Source organism: Paenibacillus rhizoplanae, from assembly GCF_042684125.1.
Lineage (GTDB): Bacteria > Bacillota > Bacilli > Paenibacillales > Paenibacillaceae > Paenibacillus_AQ > Paenibacillus_AQ rhizoplanae.
On record NZ_JBHUKY010000103.1, the window covers coordinates 48,499 to 66,556 of the forward strand.

Sequence of the window (18,058 nt, forward strand, 5' to 3'; positions counted from 1 at the left end):
ACATAAGGAGGTGCAAACGATGAAGTTACATGAACTTGCTCCAGCTCCTGGATCACGTAAAGAACGCAACCGCGTTGGTCGTGGACCAAGTAGCGGTAACGGTAAAACTTCGGGCCGTGGCCACAAAGGTCAAAACTCCCGTTCCGGCGGTGGTGTACGTCCAGGCTTCGAGGGTGGACAAAACCCACTCTATCGTCGTCTGCCTAAACGTGGTTTCGTCAATCCTACCCGTAAAGAGTATGCGATTGTGAACCTGGAAGATCTGAATAGCTTTGCAGAAGGAACAGAAGTAACTCCTGAGCTTTTGCTTGAAACTGGTGTTGTCAGCAACACTAAGAGCGGCATCAAGATTCTCGGCAACGGTGAACTGGCTGTTAAATTGACTGTCAAAGCAAATAAGTTCTCTCAATCTGCGGTAGAGAAAATCGAAGCTGCCGGCGGTAAAACCGAGGTGATCTAATGTTCAAGACGTTTAAGAATATATGGCATGTTGAAGATTTGCGCAAAAAGATCCTGTTTACCCTGTTCGTTCTGATCATTTACCGCATCGGTTCGTTTGTACCGGTTCCCGGTGTGAACAAAGAAGTACTGCAAACAGCAAATCAGGGCGGAGACGCTTTGATGGGTCTTTTGAACACCTTCTCGGGCGGAGCGCTTAAAAACTTTTCGATTTTTGCGATCAGCATTTACCCGTATATTACAGCATCCATCATAGTTCAATTGCTTTCGATGGATGTTATTCCTAAGTTTGCCGAATGGGCTAAGCAAGGGGAACACGGGAAAAAGCAGCTGGCGCAAATTACGCGTTACGGCACAGTAGTGCTGGGTTTGATTCAAGCGTTTGCCACATCTATCGGGTTTAACCGTATTTATGGCACTGAGATGATTCCAAATGCAACCTTTGCGGATTACCTGCTTATTGCGATCATATTAACGGCGGGTACATCGTTCTTGATGTGGTTAGGTGAGCAGATCACTGAAAAGGGTATAGGAAACGGGATTTCGATCCTGATTTTTGCGGGAATCGTCGCCGCCTTTCCGGGATATATCACAACTACGGCTCAATCAAGTTTCATTCAGCCGGATCAGATGTTCCTGAATATTCTTAAAGTCGTTATTGTACTGATCGTGGTTGTAGCGATTATTGTCGGGGTTATCTTTGTTCAACAAGGTATCCGTAAGATTCCTGTACAATATGCCAAACGCGTAGTCGGTAACAAAATGTACGGTGGACAGAATACGCACATTCCGCTTAAAATTAATGCGGCTGGTGTAATTCCTGTTATCTTCGCCGTTTCGCTGCTTCAATTCCCAATCGTTTTATCGAGCTTCTGGTCCACCCACACTTGGGCTAAATGGGTCTCAGCTAATCTGGATCATACCAAGCCGCTCGGCATGCTGCTTTATGTAGTCATGATCATCGGATTTACGTTCTTCTATACGTTTGTCCAGATGAACCCGCAGCAAATGGCCGATAATATGAAAAAGAATGGCGGATACATTCCAGGTATACGTCCAGGTAAGGCTACAGAGAAATACCTGACTAGAGTAATGTCGCGTCTGACGATGTCCGGTGCGCTGTTCCTATCACTAATCTCTGTACTGCCAGTATTATTTGGATCGTTGTCCGGGTTGCCGAAGCAAGTACAGATTGGTGGTACTGCACTCCTGATCGTTATTGGTGTTGCACTGGATACCATGAAGCAGATCGAGAGCCAATTGATCAAACGCCATTACAAAGGCTTCATCAATAAATAGGCGATAGGTTCCGGAGAAGTACCTAAGGTTTTAAACTTCCCGGTACCTATTGTGCTGTTTCTTGCTTGGTGGCGAACTTTTGGGGGGAGAAGAGAATCGTGAACATTTTATTCATGGGCCCTCCTGGGGCAGGCAAGGGAACACAAGCGGCTGTTGTTGTTAAAGAACTTGGTATTCCGCATATTTCGACCGGTGATGCTTTTCGCTTGGCAATCAAGCAGGGAACACCGATCGGGCTGAAGGCTAAATCTTACATCGATGAAGGTTTGCTTGTACCTGATGATGTGACTATTGGAATCGTTGAAGAACGGCTGCAGCAGTCCGATTGCGAAAAAGGTTTTTTATTGGATGGCTTTCCAAGAACCCTTTCGCAAGCGGAAGCGCTGGGAGAAATCCTCAGCCGGCTTGGGAGTTCACTGGATCACGTTGTTAACTTGAATGTGGACCGCGGACTGCTGATGGCGCGTCTTACCGGACGCCGGATCTGCTCAGTATGCGGAACATCCTACCATTTAATTTTCAACCCGCCGAAGCAAGAGGGCATCTGTGACATTGATGGCGGTGAATTGTATCAGCGTCCGGATGACAACGAAGAGAGTGTAGGCAAGCGTCTGGATGAGTATGATAACAAAACGGCGCCGCTGCTTGCATTTTATGACGATAAAGGTCTTGTGCGTCAGGTAAACGGAGAAAACGAAATCAATGTCGTTTCTTCTGAAATCGTATCTATGCTGCGGGGTTAATGTAATGATCATTTGCAAATCCGAACAGGAACTTGTCTTTATGAGGGAAGCTGGTCGAATTGTTGCCGAGAGTCACCGTCTTATTGCTGAGGCCATCCAGCCAGGCATTACCACTGGTGAGCTCGACAGAATCGCCGATGTGTACATTCGCAGTCAGGGTGCTGTGCCGTCTTTCAAAGGCTACAACGGTTTTCCTGCCAGCATTTGCGCTTCAGTCAACGAACAATTGGTGCATGGATTTCCTGGGAAACGCAAACTGGTAGAAGGCGACATCGTTACGCTGGACATCGGTGCTGAGTACCGCGGTTATCACGGTGATTCCGCCTGGACATACGGGGTGGGCAGCATTTCCGAAGAGGCTCAGCGTCTGCTGGATGTCACGGAAGGCTCCCTGTACGCTGGACTGGCGTTAGTCAAACCGGATGTGCGCTTGTTTACAATCTCCCATGCAATCCAAGCATACATTGAAGACGCCGGGTTCTCCGTTGTCCGCGAGTATGTTGGCCATGGCATTGGGGCAGAACTGCATGAAGAACCGCAAATTCCGAACTATGGCATAACGGACCGCGGACCACGTCTGAAGCCGGGTATGGTACTCGCCATTGAGCCGATGGTTAACGCAGGAGACCGATATGTCAGAACGCTGGAAGATAACTGGACAGTCGTTACGGTAGACGGCTCACTATGTGCTCACTTCGAGCATACAGTAGCAGTTACACCGGACGGCATGGAGATTTTCACAAAACTGAATGCGTAGGTGATCTTCACGTGAATACTGGGAGCAGCCCGCAGGTTGGTCAAATCGTGAGAATTCTCAAAGGCAAGGATGCCGGAGAGGCTGCCGTTGTTATCGCAGTTGTGGATAGCAGATTTGTATATATTGCTGACGGGGACAAACGTAAGTTTGACAGTCCAAAGAAGAAGAATATTCAGCACTTGGAGCTCATACCCTTCATCAGCAGTGAGATTGTAGACAGTTTGGAAGAAACCGGCCGGGTCACCAACGGAAAGCTGCGGTTTGCAGTGATGAAGTATGGAGTGCCCGCTGGAAAAAGTGCTAATGAGAAAGGAGACTAACTGTGGCTAAGGAAGACGTCATTGAGGTAGAAGGAACGGTTATTGAGCCGTTGCCTAACGCAACGTTTAAGGTTGAGCTTGAGAACGGTCATCAAATACTTGCCCATGTGTCCGGGAAATTGCGGATGCACTTTATCCGTATCCTAACCGGAGACAAAGTGGTCGTGCAGTTATCGCCTTATGATTTATCAAAAGGCCGTATAACTTACCGTAAATAGATGGGAACTACAACAAAAGTTTTGCTTCGCGAAACTTTGAGGAGGTAATTAACATGAAGGTAAGACCTTCTGTAAAGCCCATGTGCGAAAAATGCAAAGTCATCCGCCGCAAAGGGACTGTTATGGTAATTTGCGAAAATCCGAAACACAAACAAAAACAAGGTTAAGAAGGGGGTGTAGCGTAAAATGGCTCGTATAGCTGGAGTGGATTTGCCACGTGATAAGCGCGTTGAGATCGCCTTGACTTATATTTTCGGAATCGGTAAAACGACTTCCCAGAAAATTCTTAATGAAACAGGCATTGACGTTAACACACGTGTCCGTGATTTGACGGAAGATGAAGTCAGCAAACTGCGTGAAACGATCGACAAAGAGGTTAAGGTTGAAGGTGACCTTCGTCGTGAAATTTCCTTGAATATTAAGCGTCTTACTGAGATCGGCTGTTACCGCGGTGTTCGTCACCGTCGTGGATTGCCTGTTCGCGGTCAACGTACCAAAACCAATGCTCGTACTCGTAAAGGCCCGCGTCGTACTGTAGCAAACAAAAAGAAATAAGAAGAGGTGATAAGAGACAATGGCTAAACCGAAAAAAGTCGTACGTACGAAACGTCGCGACCGGAAAAATATCGAGTCTGGCGTGGCACATATCCGTTCCACGTTCAATAACACTATCGTTACGATCACGGACCCTCACGGGAATGCAATTTCCTGGGCAAGCTCCGGCGGTCAAGGATTCAAAGGTTCCCGTAAATCGACTCCATTTGCAGCGCAAATGGCAGCCGAATCAGCTGCTAAGGCAGCTATGGAACACGGCATGAAGTCCGTTGAAGTTATGGTTAAAGGACCGGGCGCGGGCCGCGAAGCAGCCATCCGTTCCCTTCAGGCCGCTGGTCTTGAAGTAAACCTCATTAAAGACGTTACTCCGGTTCCTCACAATGGATGCCGTCCGCCGAAGCGTCGCCGCGTTTAGTACAATCAGAATTGTGATTGTGGTATAATTCTGACGCATCTGCTAATAATAGGTGTTTAGGCATACTACATGATACACCTGATGGGGTGACTGTTTCATATAGGAGCGACGTTTGAAGGAGGGGTACACTCGTGATAGAAATCGAAAAGCCGAAGATTGAGACCGTAGAAGCCAATGATGATGGAACCTATGGGAAATTCGTAGTTGAACCGCTGGAACGTGGATATGGCACGACTCTGGGGAACTCGCTTCGCCGGATCTTGCTTTCCTCCCTTCCGGGAGCCGCAGTGACTTCGGTCCAAATTGACGGCGTTCTGCATGAGTTCTCGACCGTTCCCGGCGTAATGGAAGATGTGACGGAAATCATCCTGAACCTTAAAGCTCTTTCTCTGAAGATTCATTCGGACGAAGAGAAAGTGTTCGAGATTGATGCTGAAGGAGAAGGCATCGTTACCGCAGGTGATATCCGTGCGGACAGCGATGTTGAGATCCTGAACCCGGATCTTCATATTGCAACGCTGGGACCTGGTGCGAGACTGCACATGCGCATTTTTGCAGGCCGTGGTCGCGGCTACGTCCAAGCGGACCGGAACAAACGCGACGATCAGCCAATTGGTGTAATTCCAGTTGACTCTATCTACACTCCTATTTCACGTGTGAATTACGGTATTGATAATACCCGTGTTGGTCAAGTGACTAACTACGACAAGTTGACGCTGGAGATTTGGACAGATGGCAGTATCCGACCGGAAGAAGCCGTTAGCCTTGGAGCCAAAATTTTGAACGAGCACCTCGTTCTATTCGTAGGTCTTACGGATGAAGCGAAAGACGCCGAAATTATGGTTGAAAAAGAAGAAGACAAAAAAGAAAAAGTACTTGAGATGACTATCGAGGAGCTTGATCTTTCTGTCCGTTCCTACAACTGCCTCAAACGTGCCGGTATTAATACCGTGCAAGAGCTGACTACGAAAACTGAAGAAGATATGATGAAGGTTCGTAACTTGGGCCGCAAATCTTTGGAAGAGGTTCAAGAGAAGCTTGAGGAACTTGGTTTGGGACTTCGAACAGAAGAATAGTACCCGGAGTTCTTGAGACTTGAGTGAAGGAGGGAAAACAAAATGGCATACCAAAAATTGGGCCGTGATTCCAGCGCGCGTAAAGCATTGTTCCGCGATATGGTAACGGATCTGTTCCTATACGAACGTATTCAGACAACAGAAGCCAAAGCGAAGGAAGTTCGTTCCATCGCTGAGAAACTGATCACTAAAGCGAAAAAGGGCGATCTTCATGCTCGCCGTCAAGTAGCTGCATTTGTTCGTCGTGAGACTGTAGATGGTGAACAAGATGCAATCCAAAAATTGTTCTCTGACATTGCTCCACGTTACACAGAGCGTCCAGGCGGATACACTCGTATCCTGAAGCTGGGACCTCGCCGTGGCGATGCTGCGCCTATGGTTTATCTTGAACTGGTAGACCGCGCGTAGTTTCACAAGCCATGATTTCCGGATGTACGCTTTACGTATTTAACGTTATTGTACTGCAGGGCATATTACCCTGCCGTGCAAATAACCGCGGGAATCACCTTGTATAGAGTAGAAGGAGCTCCCGCCGGGGCTCTTTTTTTTGAGAACAATTCAAGTATATGGACCAACAGGAGAATGAAATGCGCAATCTATTGATGAAAGTCAATTATGACGGTACCCATTATGATGGCTTTCAGACCCAGCCTCAGGGCAATACGATTCAGGACAAGCTGGAGCATGCTATTCTCCATCTGACCGGTGAGAGGCTCAAAATCACGGGCTCAGGACGGACTGATGCGGGGGTGCACGCTTATGGCCAACCTTTTAACTTCATAACCTCCTCCCAGATTCCGCTGGAGCGCTGGTGTCTGGCTCTGAATGCCAGGCTGCCGCAGGACATCGTGGTTACAGAGGCCGCTGAGGTTCCGCTCTCGTTCCACTCCCGTAGAGGGGCGAAGCGCAAAACCTACCGGTACACGATTAACGGTAACCGGTTCCCGGACCCGTTCCAGCGGCGCTGGCAGCATCATCATCCGATGAAGCTGAACGTTCCTGCGATGGAGCTGGGGCTAAGCGCGCTGCTGGGTACCCATGATTACACCTCGTTTGCGTCCAGGAAGTCTACCAAGACCTCGCATGTGCGGACCATTTATGAGGCTTATCTTGAAGTAGACCGCAGCATGTGCCGCCCGGGCTCTCCTGACCAGGGAGTGATCCATACCTATATTACAGGCAGTGGCTTTCTGCAGCATATGGTACGCATTATTATGGGAACGCTGATGCAAGTGGGGCAAGGTAAAATCAGCGCAGATAGAATGCCTGCCATTCTTGCGGCTTGTGATCGTGCAGCGGCCGGACCAACGGCTGTGTCTAAAGGGCTGGCACTCTGGAATGTGGAATATGACGAGATAGACGACTAAACAGCCGATACTATATTTTTTATGAAAATAAGTACTGATTGTTTAAAAATCGCTTGCGCTTGTCATGTTTATACTGTAATATAAAAGTTGTGTTTTCTTGATGGCTATCCCACAGCCCCGATCAAGGAAATGCCAACAAATAAGTTTTTTAACTCACTAAATTGTAATTCAATCGCGAAACAAGATATACGAAACAGATGATTTTCGTACGAGAACAAGGAGGAAACATTCATGCGTACCACCTACATGGCGAAGCCGAACGAAGTTGAACGCAATTGGCACATCATTGATGCCGAAGGCAAAACACTTGGCCGTTTGGCAAGCGAAGCCGCTGCTCTGATCCGCGGCAAACACAAACCGCAATTCACTCCACACGTTGATACTGGTGATTTCGTAATTGTTATCAACGCTGAGAAGATTCACCTCACAGGTAAGAAAATGCAAAACAAGAAATATTACCGTCACTCGATGCACCCAGGTGGCTTGAAAGTTACCGTTGCGGAAGAACTGCTCAAGACTAGACCTGAGCGTATGATTGAATTCGCAGTTCATGGTATGATTCCTAAGACTCGTCAAGGTGATCACATGAAGCTGAGACTCAAAGTATATGCAGGCGCTGAACATCCACATGCAGCACAAAAACCTGAAGTTTACGAACTTCGCGGATAAGAATAAAGGAGGACAGTTTCATGGCACAAGTACAATACTATGGGACAGGTCGTCGTAAACATTCGGTAGCACGTGTTCGCCTTGTACCGGGTGAAGGACGCATTGTCATTAACAAACGTGAGATGGACGAATATTTCGGTGTAGAAACACTGAAGATGATCGTAAGACAACCTTTGAACCTGACTGAAAATCTGGGCAACTACGATGTAATCGTGCTTGCACACGGTGGCGGCATTTCCGGTCAAGCTGGCGCTATCCGTCACGGGATCTCCCGTGCATTGCTCAAAGTAGACCCTGAATATCGCGGTGCGCTGAAGAAAGCCGGCTTCCTGACTCGTGACCCACGTATGAAGGAACGTAAGAAATACGGCCTCAAAGCCGCTCGTCGTGCTCCTCAGTTCTCGAAACGTTAAGAATCGCATAGCATCAACGAATTTCAGCCCTTGGCCCTCGTGGTCAGGGGCTTTAATTTTGCCCACATATCTATCCGTGACTATATTTTGCCCATATATATCCCTCCAGACTAATGGTTACTCAGTTTTTATATGGCCAGTCCGAATCTACATAATGTACCATAAATGTTAAAATAGATTTGACATGAGTATAGTATCTCTGCCAGTAAGCGAGTATTCTATATGGAATAGATCGCTTGGTTAAATAGTCAATTATACATCCCGAAATTCGTAAAGCATTCAGATACTTAATCGGGTAAATGGAAAATTTAACATATGTTATTGCGGATATTGTGAAAGCAAGGAGGTGCAAAATTATGAAGCGTTCATTTAACTTCCTGAATATCTTATTTGCTATGATAATTATTTATTGTTTAGCTCTTCTTTTTGCAGGTGCCATTGGAATGAACTTTAATTAATGTTTATGAAAAGTATCAAACCTCATTGAGCATTATTGCTGATGGTTTTTTTTATTTTGATTCGGGAGGGGGTACTGTATTCTACATATAGCGGGTTGTCCTTGAGCATCACAAGAGCGAGTGCTTCTTATTCATATAGTGCTCAAGCATCAATGACATGGCTTTATAACTTGGAATACTTTATTCCAAAATGAACAAAACCCATTGACTTCCACTGTGAAACGGATATACTATATCATATAGAATTAGTCGGGATTAATCTCTCATATAGGATTGTATCTTGGCTTATATCCGGATGGAGGAAACTGAGATGAACCTGCTCGAGAAAGAGGATTTAATCAAAGTTAAAGCGGAAGAGCTGGAGAATGCTACTCCCGAGGAGATTATCCGCTGGGCGGTGGAGACTTTTCCTAATATAACCTTTGCCTGCAGTTTTGGAGCGGAGGATGTGGTGCTGGTGGATATGATCCAGAAGGTGAGTCCCTCGACAGATGTGTTCTATCTGGACACGGATTATCATTTCAAGGAAACTTATGAGACTAGAGATATCATGGCCGAGAAGTACGGCATGGAGTTCGTACGTGTGTCTCCACAGATTACAGTAGAAGAGCAGGCGCTTCAGTACGGGGAGGCTCTATGGAACAGTGATCCGAATCAGTGCTGCGCCATTCGTAAGGTGGAACCGCTGACCCGTATTCTCTCACAATACGACGCTTGGATTACCGGCATCCGCCGGGATCAGGCACCTACCCGTGCTAATTCCAAAAAGGTAGAATACGATAACAAATTTGGACTCGTCAAGTTCAATCCGATTGCGAACTGGACTACGGAGGATGTATGGAATTATATTCGCGAGAATGAGGTAGTGTATAATCCGCTTCATGACCGCAATTTCCCGAGTATCGGCTGTGAACAGTGCACCCGGGCGGTTATGCCTGGTGAAGATCCGCGTGCGGGTAGATGGTCCGGTTCGGACAAGACAGAATGCGGATTGCATAAATAAGATACGCCTTAATAAGTATCGCTTAGATATGAATCATTAATTTATCCGCACTAAGTTACCAGCACTCTATACAGCAATGCACAGGCATTGCACAGGAGGAGAGAATAAGGATGACTTCAATACTTCCTCATGGAGGAACGCTGATTCAGCGCATTGCCGCCGGAGAGCAGAGAGAAGCACTACTGAAGCAAGCTTCAGCCCAGCAATCGATTGCCCTTAATACTTGGACTTTATCGGATCTGGATCTGATCGGTGTAGGAGCATTCTCGCCGCTGACCGGATTCTTGAACGAAGAGGATTATCACTCGGTAGTAAGCAACATGCGCCTGGCTGATGGGACAGTATGGAGTATACCGGTTACGTTGGCGGTGGGTGATGATCTGGCTGCAACTCTTGCAGTAGGAGACAGAGTTACACTTACGGGTGAAGACGACGGTGTTATCTACGGTCTGCTGGATATTGAAAGTATTTATACTGTAGATCAGCAGGTTGAGGCGCACAATGTGTTCCGGACAACTGACCCGGCGCATCCCGGAGTCAGCAAGCTGCTGTCCCGGCCGGCAACGTATATAGGCGGACCTATAACGGTACTGAACCGTCCGCAGCCGGAGAAGTTCGCTGAATTCTATTTTGACCCCGCCGAGACCCGACAGATCTTCGCAGATAAGGGTTGGAGAACGGTTGTAGGCTTTCAGACGCGTAATCCGGTACATCGGGCCCATGAGTATATCCAGAAGTGCGCTATGGAGGTTGTAGACGCTCTTTTCCTGAACCCGCTGGTGGGGGAGACCAAATCGGACGATGTTCCGGCCAATGTGCGGATGAAGAGTTATCTCGCGCTGCTGGAGAATTATTATCCGGAGAACCGTACATTTCTTGGGGTATTTCCGGCGGCTATGCGATATGCAGGACCGCGTGAAGCGATTTTCCATGCGATGGTACGCAAGAACTATGGGTGTACACACTTTATTGTCGGGCGTGATCACGCAGGTGTGGGAGACTACTACGGTACGTATGAAGCGCAGGAGATCTTTGCTAACTTCACCGCTGAGGAGCTTGGGATTACACCGTTATTCTTCGAGCACAGCTTCTTCTGTGTGAAATGCGGGAATATGGCCTCCAGCAAAACCTGTCCGCACCCGGCTGACCAGCACTTGACGCTCTCGGGTACGAAGGTACGGGCGCTGCTGCGTGACGGACACTGCCCGCCTCCTGAATTCACGCGCCCTGAGGTGGCGCAGATTCTGATTGAAGGTATGTCACCGGAAGTCACTGTAAAGTCCTAAACGGCCAGTACTATTTGGCCCTCTTGTCCCATATAGATGAGTAGAATCTATCGGGACGAGGGGGTCTTTGTTATGTCTGGCCGGAAGCAGCGTAAATTCTCGGTCTGGATCTCTTGGAGCAGCATCAAGAAAAGCTTCTTAGGCGCTGTACTGCTTGCTGTGATGATCGGTATCATCGCCTATGATATGCCGACTGCCAGGACGGTCAACTATTGGAGCCTGCCGCTGTCCGGCAAGGTCATTGCCATTGATGCAGGCCACGGGGGGCCGGATGGCGGGGCGGTGAGCCGGTCCGGTCTGATTGAGAAGGAGATCAATCTCGCCGTGTCGCTATACTTGCGCGATTATCTGCAGCAGGCGGGGGCGATTGTAGTGATGACCCGTGAAGGGGATTATGATCTGGCCCAGGACAGCACCAAGGGGTACGCAAGGCGTAAGACAGAGGATCTGAAGCAGCGGGTGCGGAGTATTGAAGAGAAGGGGGCCGATCTGTTTGTCAGCGTACATATGAACAGTATTCCTTCCAACCGCTGGAGCGGGGCGCAGACCTTCTATTATCCAAGCAACGAGAGGAACAAGGCGTTGGCCGGGCTGGTACAGGATGAACTTCGGGCTACGCTTGAGAATACGGACCGTGTGGCGAAGACAGCGAACACCATTTATTTGTTAAAAGTATTAAAAATGCCGTCCGTGCTCGTTGAGGTAGGCTTCCTGTCACATCCCCAGGAGTCCCTGCTCCTTGGGGATGATCTGTACCAGCGGAAGGTGGCAACCAGCATCTACCGGGGCATCCTGCGATACAGCTCCGAGCAGCCATAGAGGCATAGGGTGGGACTACTCTTCCGACTGGGGGTAATGCTATAATGGGTACAAATACCGGGGCTTACCACCGGATAGGAACAGAGGTGCTTTCCATGCAGACCAGGGAACAAATTCAGGAACTTTTACAGCCGCTTACAGACCCGGAATCCGGAAAAAGCCTGATCGAACTACAGTTAATCCGCGATATCATGATCAAAGAGGACCGTATTTCGTTATCCATCGTATGTCTGGATTCAGATGAGAAGAAGCGGATGGAGCTGGAACAGCAGGTTCGTGATCTCCTTACGGAGGGTGGGGCAGAGCAGATTCATATTCGTCTGCGTGATGCTACCGATTATGAACGGGCTATTCTCCGCGGAGAGGGCGGGGGAGACGAGCCGGATTCAGATCAAGGGGAGAAGCTCAAAGGGCACGCAGCGGGCCTTGAGGGGCATGAGCTGATTAATGAGAACTCAGGGGTGAACTTCATCGCAATTGCCAGCGGCAAGGGCGGGGTCGGGAAATCAACAGTAACCGTGAATCTGGCGGTGGCACTGGCCCGCAAGGGCAAGAGAGTCGGCCTGATTGATGCAGATATTTACGGCTTCAGTATCCCGGATATGATGGGGATTGAAGAGGGACCGGTCGTCGATGAAGGAACTATTATTCCGGTAGAACGTTTTGGAGTGAAGGTCATGTCCATGGGCTTCTTTATCCGTGAGAATAGTCCGGTGATCTGGAGAGGGCCGATGCTGGGCAAAATGCTGCGCCAGTTCTTCGCCGATGTGGGTTGGGGCGAGCTTGATTATCTGCTGCTGGATCTGCCTCCGGGTACGGGCGATGTGGCCCTTGATGTCCACCAGATGCTGCCGCACAGCAAGGAGATCATTGTCACTACCCCTCATGCTACGGCTGCCTTTGTGGCGGCGAGAGCGGGTTCTATGGCTCTGCAGACCGAGCATGAAATCCTTGGGGTCATCGAGAACATGGCTTATTATGAGTGCTCCTCCTGCGGCAAAAAGGATTATATCTTCGGACGCGGCGGTGGAGCCCGTCTGGCTGAAACGCTGCATACAGAGCTGCTGGCCCAGGTGCCGCTGGGTGCACCGGATAACCATATCTCCGAGCCGGACTTCTCACCGTCGGTCTATAAGGCGGACACGGCTACCGGAATATTGTTCGCAGACATTGCAGACAAGCTGATTGCCAAATACGAGCAATAAGTAACATTCCGCGATGCGCATGTAAAAATAAGGCCTGCCCCATTCCTGGGGCAAGGCCTTATTTGAATTACGAACCAGATCCTGAACCGGAATCGTCGCCGCCTTCCTGCTTTTCTCCACCGCCTTCTTTTTCCTCCCCGCCGCCTTCGCCTTTCCCTGCATCCTTTTTCTCAACCTTGGGCTGCAGCTCATCCTGAACTACACTTTTGAGCAGAGTAAGGACTTCCATACGGAACAGCGGATTTTGCATAGCCTCCTGCATAATGGTCATGGACTGCTTGCGGTAATCCGGAGTCTTGGTAAGATCGAGGAACATTTTCATCATTTCGGGCGATTTCATGATTTCTCCAACAGACTTCTGATAAGTCGGGTCCTTGATCAATTGAAGATGTAATTCCTTGCTCTCTTTATTAATCGCTTTGGCGAAATCCCCGGCAAATTGCGGGTCGGTCATGATTTTTTCGATTTCCTTCTGATACTCGGGTGCTGTGAGGGTATCCTTAACGGCGATCCGGACCTGCTCTGTCGTCTGCATAGGCATCATTTTCATGCTTACTCCGCCACCGCCGCCGCCGCCGCCACCCTCATCTGAGCTGGGGGTAGACAGGGCTTCCTCTACTGCCTTTTTACCTTCGTCGCTCTTCAATATATCTACAACCATCGTCTTCATTTCCTTATATCCGCCCTGTCCACCGGAAGAAGAACTGCTCTGTTCGCCTCCGCAGGCGGTTAACGTGATCGCCAAGCCGAGTGCCAAGCCTCCAGACCATAGAGCCCTCCATTTCATTGGCGCTGCCCTCCTTTATTAGAATCAATGATTGTAGTATGCCGCCCGCAGGTACATTTATGTTGAAGTGTAATGGTTTTTTGACGGTAACCTTGGTAAAATAAATCTGACACGGGGAGGTGAAGGCGCTGAGCTTAAGAAAATGGTTTTATTTGTTCTGGACCACGCTTTTGATCGGTGCAGGCGGAGCCGTGATTGCCGGTCTTGCTCTGCAGATAGTGAATGGCGGAATTCAATTTAAAAGCACCGCCGACTTTTTCCTCTACGCCCTGATTCTTCTTGGGTACGGAGCGCTTGTTAGCGTATATGCCCAGCTCGGATTCTTCGCTTATCTTATTCTCAACTATACGGGCATCGGGGTGTTCCCGCGTAAGGCTTGGCGTTACATACAATTGGTGCTGGCTGTGCTAGCTCTGCTTGAGCTAATGTTCCTGCGCACCTTTGTCAGCGGAGACCGCAGCGTTCGATCGGATTTGACGCTGGGCCTGGCAATTCTGTTAACCGCACTTATTGTGTCCTGGTTCAAAATGCGCAGCACGAACGCTTCGGCCTGGGTCCCGACCTTTTTCTTCATGACGGCTATCACTATAGTGGAGATTATCGGCGTCCTCCGCATTGGTGTGGACAGCGCCACCGTATTTATTCTTGTCCCGCTTATCGCCTGTAATGCCTTCCAGATTCTGATGCTGCACCGTATTCTGAAACCGGCCTCACTCTGAAATAGGAATAAAGCCAAAACCCCGCCCCTCTGGATCTACCAGGGAGGCGGGGTTTTGGCATTGCCTGTAGAGAGCGGTTAGAATGAAGATGAAGAGGTTAATCTTAAAGAACAGAGTGGAGGAGGGAATATATGAACATCAAGCGCTATATGATAAAAGACACAAGTGAAACACGCCTGAAGGACCTCGATCCAGATGAACGGGGAGACTTCAAATCCAAAGAAGAAGCCGAAGCCAAAATGGAGAAGTTGAAGGAACGGCTGGTCAAGCTGCAGGATATCCTTTTTGCACAAAAAAAGCACTCGCTGCTGGTCATCCTGCAAGGAATGGATTCAAGCGGTAAGGACGGAACCGTCAAACATATATTCTCCGGCATTAATCCGCAGGGGTTCATCGTAACCAGCTTCAAGAAGCCTTCCCTGGAGGAAGAAGCGCACGATTTCCTGTGGAGAGTTCATATGAAGACCCCGCCCAAAGGCTATATCGCCGCATTCAACCGTTCGCATTATGAGGATGTGCTGGTGCCCCGCGTGCATGACAGTCTCAGTAAAGAAGATGCCAAGCGCCGGTTCCGCTACATCCGCCAGTTCGAGGAAATGCTGGCGGAAGAGGGAACGACGGTCATTAAGCTCTTTCTGCATATCTCCAAGGAGAAGCAGCTGGAGAAGATTAAGGAGCGGCTTGACGATCCGGCGAAGCACTGGAAATTCGATGCCAGTGATCTGCAGGAACGCGAATACTGGGACGATTATCAAAAAGCGTATGAGGATGTTTTCCGGGAGAGCAGCATAGATAAGGCCCCGTGGTACTGGATTCCTGCGAATCACCGCTGGTACCGCAACTATCTGGCGCTCAAGATTGTGGTCAAAACCCTGGAGGGGCTTGACCTGAGCTACCCGAAGCTGAATACGCCGACGCCGGATATCTCTCAGCTGATCTCTCCGCGCCACTAATGCTAAATGTTATGCAGGGCTAAACGAGCTACAATCCTGCAGCATCTTCCAGGCCATCATCCAGCCATGCGGAATCGCGGACTTCCTTGCCGCTTGCACTGCTTTGGCTGATCAGCTCAGAGACGGTTACGAACTCATACCCCTGGCTGCGCAGCTTATCAATGATCTGAGGCAGGGCTTCATGCGTTTGTTTGCAGGAGTCGCTGGCATGCAGCAGCACAATATCTCCGGGATGGGCTTTGCTCGTTACACGGTTAACGATATTATCCACACCTATGTTCTTCCAGTCCAGTGAGTCCGTGTCCCATTGAATGACTTTGTAGCCTAGATCGGTAGCCACCTGCAGGACTCTTTTGTCAAAATCACCGTTAGGCATTCTGATCAGATTGGGCTGAGAACCGGTTAGCTCCGTCAATACTGTATGGGCCGTACTGATCTGCGTGCGTATTTCATCATTGCTTAGCGTACTGTAGTTCACATGCTTGTGGCCGTGGCTGCCGATTTCGAACCCGGCGTCTTTGATGCTTGTAACAATCTCAGGATGGGTTTTGCTCCAAGGTGAGGACAGGAAGAATGTCGCTTTATCCACCTTTTTGTCTTCCAGCACCTTCAGAATCGGCTCGGGCCTTTTCTCTCCCCAGCTAATGTCGAAGGTTAAGGCAATCAGCTTCTTTTCCGTCGGAACACTGTAAATGGCAGAAGGGGCAGCTTCAGAGAATACAGTGATATTGCCCCTCTCCACATAGACAACGCCGGCGGTAAGAAGCGCAGCGGCAAAGATGTACAGGAACCGTTTGATCTTTTTGCCGCTAAATACATAAAAAGAATTCATAAAGTCAGCGCTCCTCTCCCATGCGAAATGCTTGTTTGTTCTAAATGTATGCTCGTACAGGGCGCTTATGACCTCAGATATTAATCAATCGATACGAATTGCAATTAGGCTGAGTCCAAATCAGGAGGTACGCATGTTATCTTTTAATACATTTATCAAGGATCTAAGGACAATTCGCACAGCACTTCTATTGGCTACAGTACTGTTCATAGCAGGGGGAATCTTGGGATGGATCGGCACAGGAAGTCTGCAGCAGCTGCTGAATGAGCAATTGAAGGGGATCAGTAAGATTAGCGGGAACCTTAGAGAGTCGTCCAATCCGCAGTGGAGCTTTTTCGTATTCATTTTTCTGAACAATAGTATCAAAAGCGTAGTCATCATTTATCTGGGTGCCTTATTCGGCCTCTTACCCGCGTTCTTCCTGTTAATCAACGGTGCGGTTATCGGTTATCTGATTCATTTGTCCGCAATACAGGGACAGGATCTGTTCACGCTGATTGTAAAGGGACTGCTGCCGCATGGCATTATTGAGATTCCGGCCATCATCATTGCCTGCGCCTTTGGGCTGAAGTTCGGCAGCAAGGTGCTGTCTGCACTTTTGGGAGTAATGAAGCGGAGCAGGGCAGAGACGGTGAATTGGCAGGCCTTTATGCGGCAGACCTTCACCGTCTCTGTCTGGATCGTGATTCTGTTATTTGTTGCAGCAATCATCGAGAGCACAATTACATTTTGGCTTTTATCATAAAATCCCGGGGAATTGTGCATAACAGTAAAGCCGAAACATTTGAATCTGTATTATGGTTATAGATTCAGTACTCCGGTTAATTTAGTGTAAGCACTTCAATAAGAGCTTCCCACATCAAATGGCTTTTTTGAGTGAGATGAAATAGCGTTTGATGATTTTGGATAACTATGAATTTCATGAAGGAGGCCAGGCTTATGTTGGGAATGTTATTCAATGAGAAGGAATGTAAGGAACTGGACTATGTTTTGCGCAAAGAGCTGGATGAGATGCTACTGGATATGAGTGACCAGCGTTTAGATCAGAACATTAGGCATGCGATTGCCAATCGATATAAAACGGTTTTCCGTATGTATGCGCGTTTTGCTCCACAGAAAGAGCTGTCTAAGTATGCGTGGGGTGGACGTTCTTCGCAGTTCAAGCACTAGGTTTGGATTGGGCTGATAACCGGAATAAATAAAATGAATCGAATAGCTTGACGAAAAGGGAGCCGACATGATACATTATATCTCGCGCTCCTTTTGAATGTTTAAAGAGAAGACGCAGGCAAGAAATAATGAAAAATAACTTTTTCAAAAAAAAGCTTGCCAAAAAACGAAACACTATGATATATTATGAAGGTCGCCGCTGAGATGCGGTGAAGAGCTAAAATGAGACATTGATCTTTGAAAACTGAACAACGAGTGAGTGGGAAATCGCTTCGGCGAGATCCAAAATGAGAGAATGTAACAATTCTCGTCAGATGTTTCAAAATGAGCAATCGCTCTTTCTAAATACCAATTTGGAGAGTTTGATCCTGGCTCAGGACGAACGCTGGCGGCATGCCTAATACATGCAAGTCGAGCGGAGTTATGATGGGGCTTGCTCCTGACTAACTTAGCGGCGGACGGGTGAGTAACACGTAGGCAACCTGCCCTCAAGACTGGGATAACTACCGGAAACGGTAGCTAATACCGGATAATT

The 18,058-nt window shown here is 48.5% G+C and carries 24 protein-coding genes and 1 rRNA gene; 23 read left to right on the plus strand and 2 right to left on the minus strand.

Annotated elements, in window-relative coordinates; all coding sequences use genetic code 11:
* Positions 1–19 precede the first annotated feature (19 nt).
* From rplO to ACFSX3_RS31915, 18 genes are all read left to right on the plus strand, one after another.
* Positions 20–460, plus strand: coding sequence for a 50S ribosomal protein L15 (rplO, locus tag ACFSX3_RS31830; RefSeq protein ID WP_036692409.1), 441 nt, complete (start codon positions 20–22; stop codon positions 458–460).
* Positions 460–1,758 carry a preprotein translocase subunit SecY gene (gene secY, locus ACFSX3_RS31835; protein WP_209994335.1) on the plus strand — a complete coding sequence of 433 codons (1,299 nt, stop codon included), beginning with the start codon at positions 460–462 and terminating at the stop codon, positions 1,756–1,758. Before rplO ends, secY begins: the two co-directional genes overlap by 1 nt.
* Before the next feature lie 98 nt (positions 1,759–1,856).
* Entirely contained in the window at positions 1,857–2,501 is a 645-nt protein-coding gene (locus tag ACFSX3_RS31840; RefSeq protein ID WP_209994336.1) for an adenylate kinase, read from the plus strand.
* A gap of 4 nt (positions 2,502–2,505) precedes the next feature.
* Positions 2,506–3,258, plus strand: a complete 753-nt coding sequence (gene map / locus ACFSX3_RS31845; protein ID WP_209994337.1) for a type I methionyl aminopeptidase — start codon at positions 2,506–2,508, stop codon at positions 3,256–3,258.
* 11 nt (positions 3,259–3,269) lie between these two features.
* Entirely contained in the window at positions 3,270–3,578 is a 309-nt protein-coding gene (locus ACFSX3_RS31850) for a KOW domain-containing RNA-binding protein (protein WP_209994338.1), read from the plus strand.
* Between the two features lie 2 nt (positions 3,579–3,580).
* Positions 3,581–3,796 carry a translation initiation factor IF-1 gene (infA, locus tag ACFSX3_RS31855; protein WP_018753971.1) on the plus strand — a complete coding sequence of 72 codons (216 nt, stop codon included), beginning with the start codon at positions 3,581–3,583 and terminating at the stop codon, positions 3,794–3,796.
* Positions 3,797–3,849: 53 nt separating this feature from the next.
* Positions 3,850–3,963 carry a 50S ribosomal protein L36 gene (gene rpmJ / locus ACFSX3_RS31860; protein WP_026688601.1) on the plus strand — a complete coding sequence of 38 codons (114 nt, stop codon included), beginning with the start codon at positions 3,850–3,852 and terminating at the stop codon, positions 3,961–3,963.
* Positions 3,964–3,982: 19 nt separating this feature from the next.
* The gene (gene rpsM, locus ACFSX3_RS31865) at positions 3,983–4,351 is read left to right on the plus strand and encodes a 30S ribosomal protein S13 (RefSeq protein WP_036721817.1); all 369 of its coding nucleotides are present in this window, start codon (positions 3,983–3,985) and stop codon (positions 4,349–4,351) included.
* Positions 4,352–4,370: 19 nt separating this feature from the next.
* Positions 4,371–4,766 (plus strand): 30S ribosomal protein S11, encoded by a 396-nt coding sequence (gene rpsK, locus ACFSX3_RS31870; RefSeq protein WP_019908251.1) that lies wholly within the window; start codon positions 4,371–4,373, stop codon positions 4,764–4,766.
* 131 nt (positions 4,767–4,897) lie between these two features.
* Entirely contained in the window at positions 4,898–5,842 is a 945-nt protein-coding gene (locus ACFSX3_RS31875; RefSeq protein ID WP_036692422.1) for a DNA-directed RNA polymerase subunit alpha, read from the plus strand.
* 42 nt (positions 5,843–5,884) lie between these two features.
* Positions 5,885–6,250, plus strand: a complete 366-nt coding sequence (gene rplQ / locus ACFSX3_RS31880; protein ID WP_019908254.1) for a 50S ribosomal protein L17 — start codon at positions 5,885–5,887, stop codon at positions 6,248–6,250.
* Positions 6,251–6,429: 179 nt separating this feature from the next.
* Positions 6,430–7,209 carry a tRNA pseudouridine(38-40) synthase TruA gene (gene truA, locus ACFSX3_RS31885; protein ID WP_209994339.1) on the plus strand — a complete coding sequence of 260 codons (780 nt, stop codon included), beginning with the start codon at positions 6,430–6,432 and terminating at the stop codon, positions 7,207–7,209.
* Positions 7,210–7,440: 231 nt separating this feature from the next.
* Positions 7,441–7,878: a 50S ribosomal protein L13 gene (gene rplM / locus ACFSX3_RS31890; RefSeq protein ID WP_209994340.1), complete on the plus strand. Its 438-nt coding sequence runs from the start codon at positions 7,441–7,443 to the stop codon at positions 7,876–7,878.
* 20 nt (positions 7,879–7,898) lie between these two features.
* A complete protein-coding gene (rpsI, locus tag ACFSX3_RS31895; protein ID WP_039298720.1) occupies positions 7,899–8,291 on the plus strand; it encodes a 30S ribosomal protein S9 in 393 nt (130 codons plus the stop codon).
* Between the two features lie 768 nt (positions 8,292–9,059).
* Positions 9,060–9,752 (plus strand): phosphoadenylyl-sulfate reductase, encoded by a 693-nt coding sequence (locus tag ACFSX3_RS31900; RefSeq protein WP_209994341.1) that lies wholly within the window; start codon positions 9,060–9,062, stop codon positions 9,750–9,752.
* A 110-nt stretch (positions 9,753–9,862) separates the two neighbouring features.
* Entirely contained in the window at positions 9,863–11,038 is a 1,176-nt protein-coding gene (gene sat, locus ACFSX3_RS31905) for a sulfate adenylyltransferase (RefSeq protein WP_209994342.1), read from the plus strand.
* Positions 11,039–11,110: 72 nt separating this feature from the next.
* Positions 11,111–11,857, plus strand: coding sequence for an N-acetylmuramoyl-L-alanine amidase CwlD (gene cwlD, locus ACFSX3_RS31910; RefSeq protein WP_209994343.1), 747 nt, complete (start codon positions 11,111–11,113; stop codon positions 11,855–11,857).
* A 95-nt stretch (positions 11,858–11,952) separates the two neighbouring features.
* On the plus strand, positions 11,953–13,062 hold the full coding sequence (locus ACFSX3_RS31915) for an Mrp/NBP35 family ATP-binding protein (RefSeq protein ID WP_209994349.1): 1,110 nt from the start codon (positions 11,953–11,955) through the stop codon (positions 13,060–13,062).
* Positions 13,063–13,129: 67 nt separating this feature from the next.
* Here ACFSX3_RS31915 and gerD read toward each other — a convergent pair whose 3' ends face one another.
* Positions 13,130–13,849, minus strand: a complete 720-nt coding sequence (gene gerD, locus ACFSX3_RS31920) for a spore germination lipoprotein GerD (protein ID WP_209994344.1) — start codon at positions 13,847–13,849, stop codon at positions 13,130–13,132.
* Between the two features lie 128 nt (positions 13,850–13,977).
* Between gerD and ACFSX3_RS31925 the strand changes: the two genes are divergently transcribed.
* Together ACFSX3_RS31925 and ACFSX3_RS31930 are read left to right on the plus strand one after the other, a co-directional pair.
* Positions 13,978–14,568, plus strand: a complete 591-nt coding sequence (locus tag ACFSX3_RS31925) for a KinB-signaling pathway activation protein (protein ID WP_209994350.1) — start codon at positions 13,978–13,980, stop codon at positions 14,566–14,568.
* Positions 14,569–14,699: 131 nt separating this feature from the next.
* Positions 14,700–15,521, plus strand: coding sequence for a PPK2 family polyphosphate kinase (locus ACFSX3_RS31930; protein ID WP_209994345.1), 822 nt, complete (start codon positions 14,700–14,702; stop codon positions 15,519–15,521).
* A 28-nt stretch (positions 15,522–15,549) separates the two neighbouring features.
* On the opposite strand, the gene pdaB is transcribed toward ACFSX3_RS31930, so the two are convergent.
* Complete coding sequence (gene pdaB / locus ACFSX3_RS31935; RefSeq protein WP_209994346.1) at positions 15,550–16,353, minus strand: polysaccharide deacetylase family sporulation protein PdaB; 804 nt, start codon at positions 16,351–16,353, stop codon at positions 15,550–15,552.
* 133 nt (positions 16,354–16,486) lie between these two features.
* Between pdaB and ACFSX3_RS31940 the strand changes: the two genes are divergently transcribed.
* The 3 genes from ACFSX3_RS31940 to ACFSX3_RS31950 all read left to right on the plus strand — a co-directional run.
* Positions 16,487–17,098: a stage II sporulation protein M gene (locus tag ACFSX3_RS31940; protein ID WP_209994347.1), complete on the plus strand. Its 612-nt coding sequence runs from the start codon at positions 16,487–16,489 to the stop codon at positions 17,096–17,098.
* A 194-nt stretch (positions 17,099–17,292) separates the two neighbouring features.
* On the plus strand, positions 17,293–17,523 hold the full coding sequence (locus ACFSX3_RS31945) for a hypothetical protein (protein ID WP_036692450.1): 231 nt from the start codon (positions 17,293–17,295) through the stop codon (positions 17,521–17,523).
* A gap of 350 nt (positions 17,524–17,873) precedes the next feature.
* A 16S ribosomal RNA gene (locus tag ACFSX3_RS31950) occupies positions 17,874–18,058 on the plus strand; the annotation flags it as partial.

What these genes read in the sequence shown, in the direction of transcription:
- rpmJ (WP_026688601.1), top strand. Translation starts at nt 3,850, where the DNA reads ATGAAGGTAAGACCTTCTGTAAAGCCCATGTGCGAAAAATGCAAAGTC.
- ACFSX3_RS31900 (WP_209994341.1), top strand. Translation starts at nt 9,060, where the DNA reads ATGAACCTGCTCGAGAAAGAGGATTTAATCAAAGTTAAAGCGGAAGAG.
- rpsM (WP_036721817.1), top strand. Translation starts at nt 3,983, where the DNA reads ATGGCTCGTATAGCTGGAGTGGATTTGCCACGTGATAAGCGCGTTGAG.
- gerD (WP_209994344.1), bottom strand. Translation starts at nt 13,849, where the DNA reads ATGAAATGGAGGGCTCTATGGTCTGGAGGCTTGGCACTCGGCTTGGCG.
- sat (WP_209994342.1), top strand. Translation starts at nt 9,863, where the DNA reads ATGACTTCAATACTTCCTCATGGAGGAACGCTGATTCAGCGCATTGCC.
- ACFSX3_RS31945 (WP_036692450.1), top strand. Translation starts at nt 17,293, where the DNA reads ATGTTGGGAATGTTATTCAATGAGAAGGAATGTAAGGAACTGGACTAT.
- rplQ (WP_019908254.1), top strand. Translation starts at nt 5,885, where the DNA reads ATGGCATACCAAAAATTGGGCCGTGATTCCAGCGCGCGTAAAGCATTG.
- ACFSX3_RS31940 (WP_209994347.1), top strand. Translation starts at nt 16,487, where the DNA reads ATGTTATCTTTTAATACATTTATCAAGGATCTAAGGACAATTCGCACA.
- pdaB (WP_209994346.1), bottom strand. Translation starts at nt 16,353, where the DNA reads ATGAATTCTTTTTATGTATTTAGCGGCAAAAAGATCAAACGGTTCCTG.
- secY (WP_209994335.1), top strand. Translation starts at nt 460, where the DNA reads ATGTTCAAGACGTTTAAGAATATATGGCATGTTGAAGATTTGCGCAAA.
- map (WP_209994337.1), top strand. Translation starts at nt 2,506, where the DNA reads ATGATCATTTGCAAATCCGAACAGGAACTTGTCTTTATGAGGGAAGCT.
- rpsI (WP_039298720.1), top strand. Translation starts at nt 7,899, where the DNA reads ATGGCACAAGTACAATACTATGGGACAGGTCGTCGTAAACATTCGGTA.
- rpsK (WP_019908251.1), top strand. Translation starts at nt 4,371, where the DNA reads ATGGCTAAACCGAAAAAAGTCGTACGTACGAAACGTCGCGACCGGAAA.
- truA (WP_209994339.1), top strand. Translation starts at nt 6,430, where the DNA reads ATGCGCAATCTATTGATGAAAGTCAATTATGACGGTACCCATTATGAT.
- rplO (WP_036692409.1), top strand. Translation starts at nt 20, where the DNA reads ATGAAGTTACATGAACTTGCTCCAGCTCCTGGATCACGTAAAGAACGC.
- rplM (WP_209994340.1), top strand. Translation starts at nt 7,441, where the DNA reads ATGCGTACCACCTACATGGCGAAGCCGAACGAAGTTGAACGCAATTGG.
- ACFSX3_RS31930 (WP_209994345.1), top strand. Translation starts at nt 14,700, where the DNA reads ATGAACATCAAGCGCTATATGATAAAAGACACAAGTGAAACACGCCTG.
- ACFSX3_RS31915 (WP_209994349.1), top strand. Translation starts at nt 11,953, where the DNA reads ATGCAGACCAGGGAACAAATTCAGGAACTTTTACAGCCGCTTACAGAC.
- cwlD (WP_209994343.1), top strand. Translation starts at nt 11,111, where the DNA reads ATGTCTGGCCGGAAGCAGCGTAAATTCTCGGTCTGGATCTCTTGGAGC.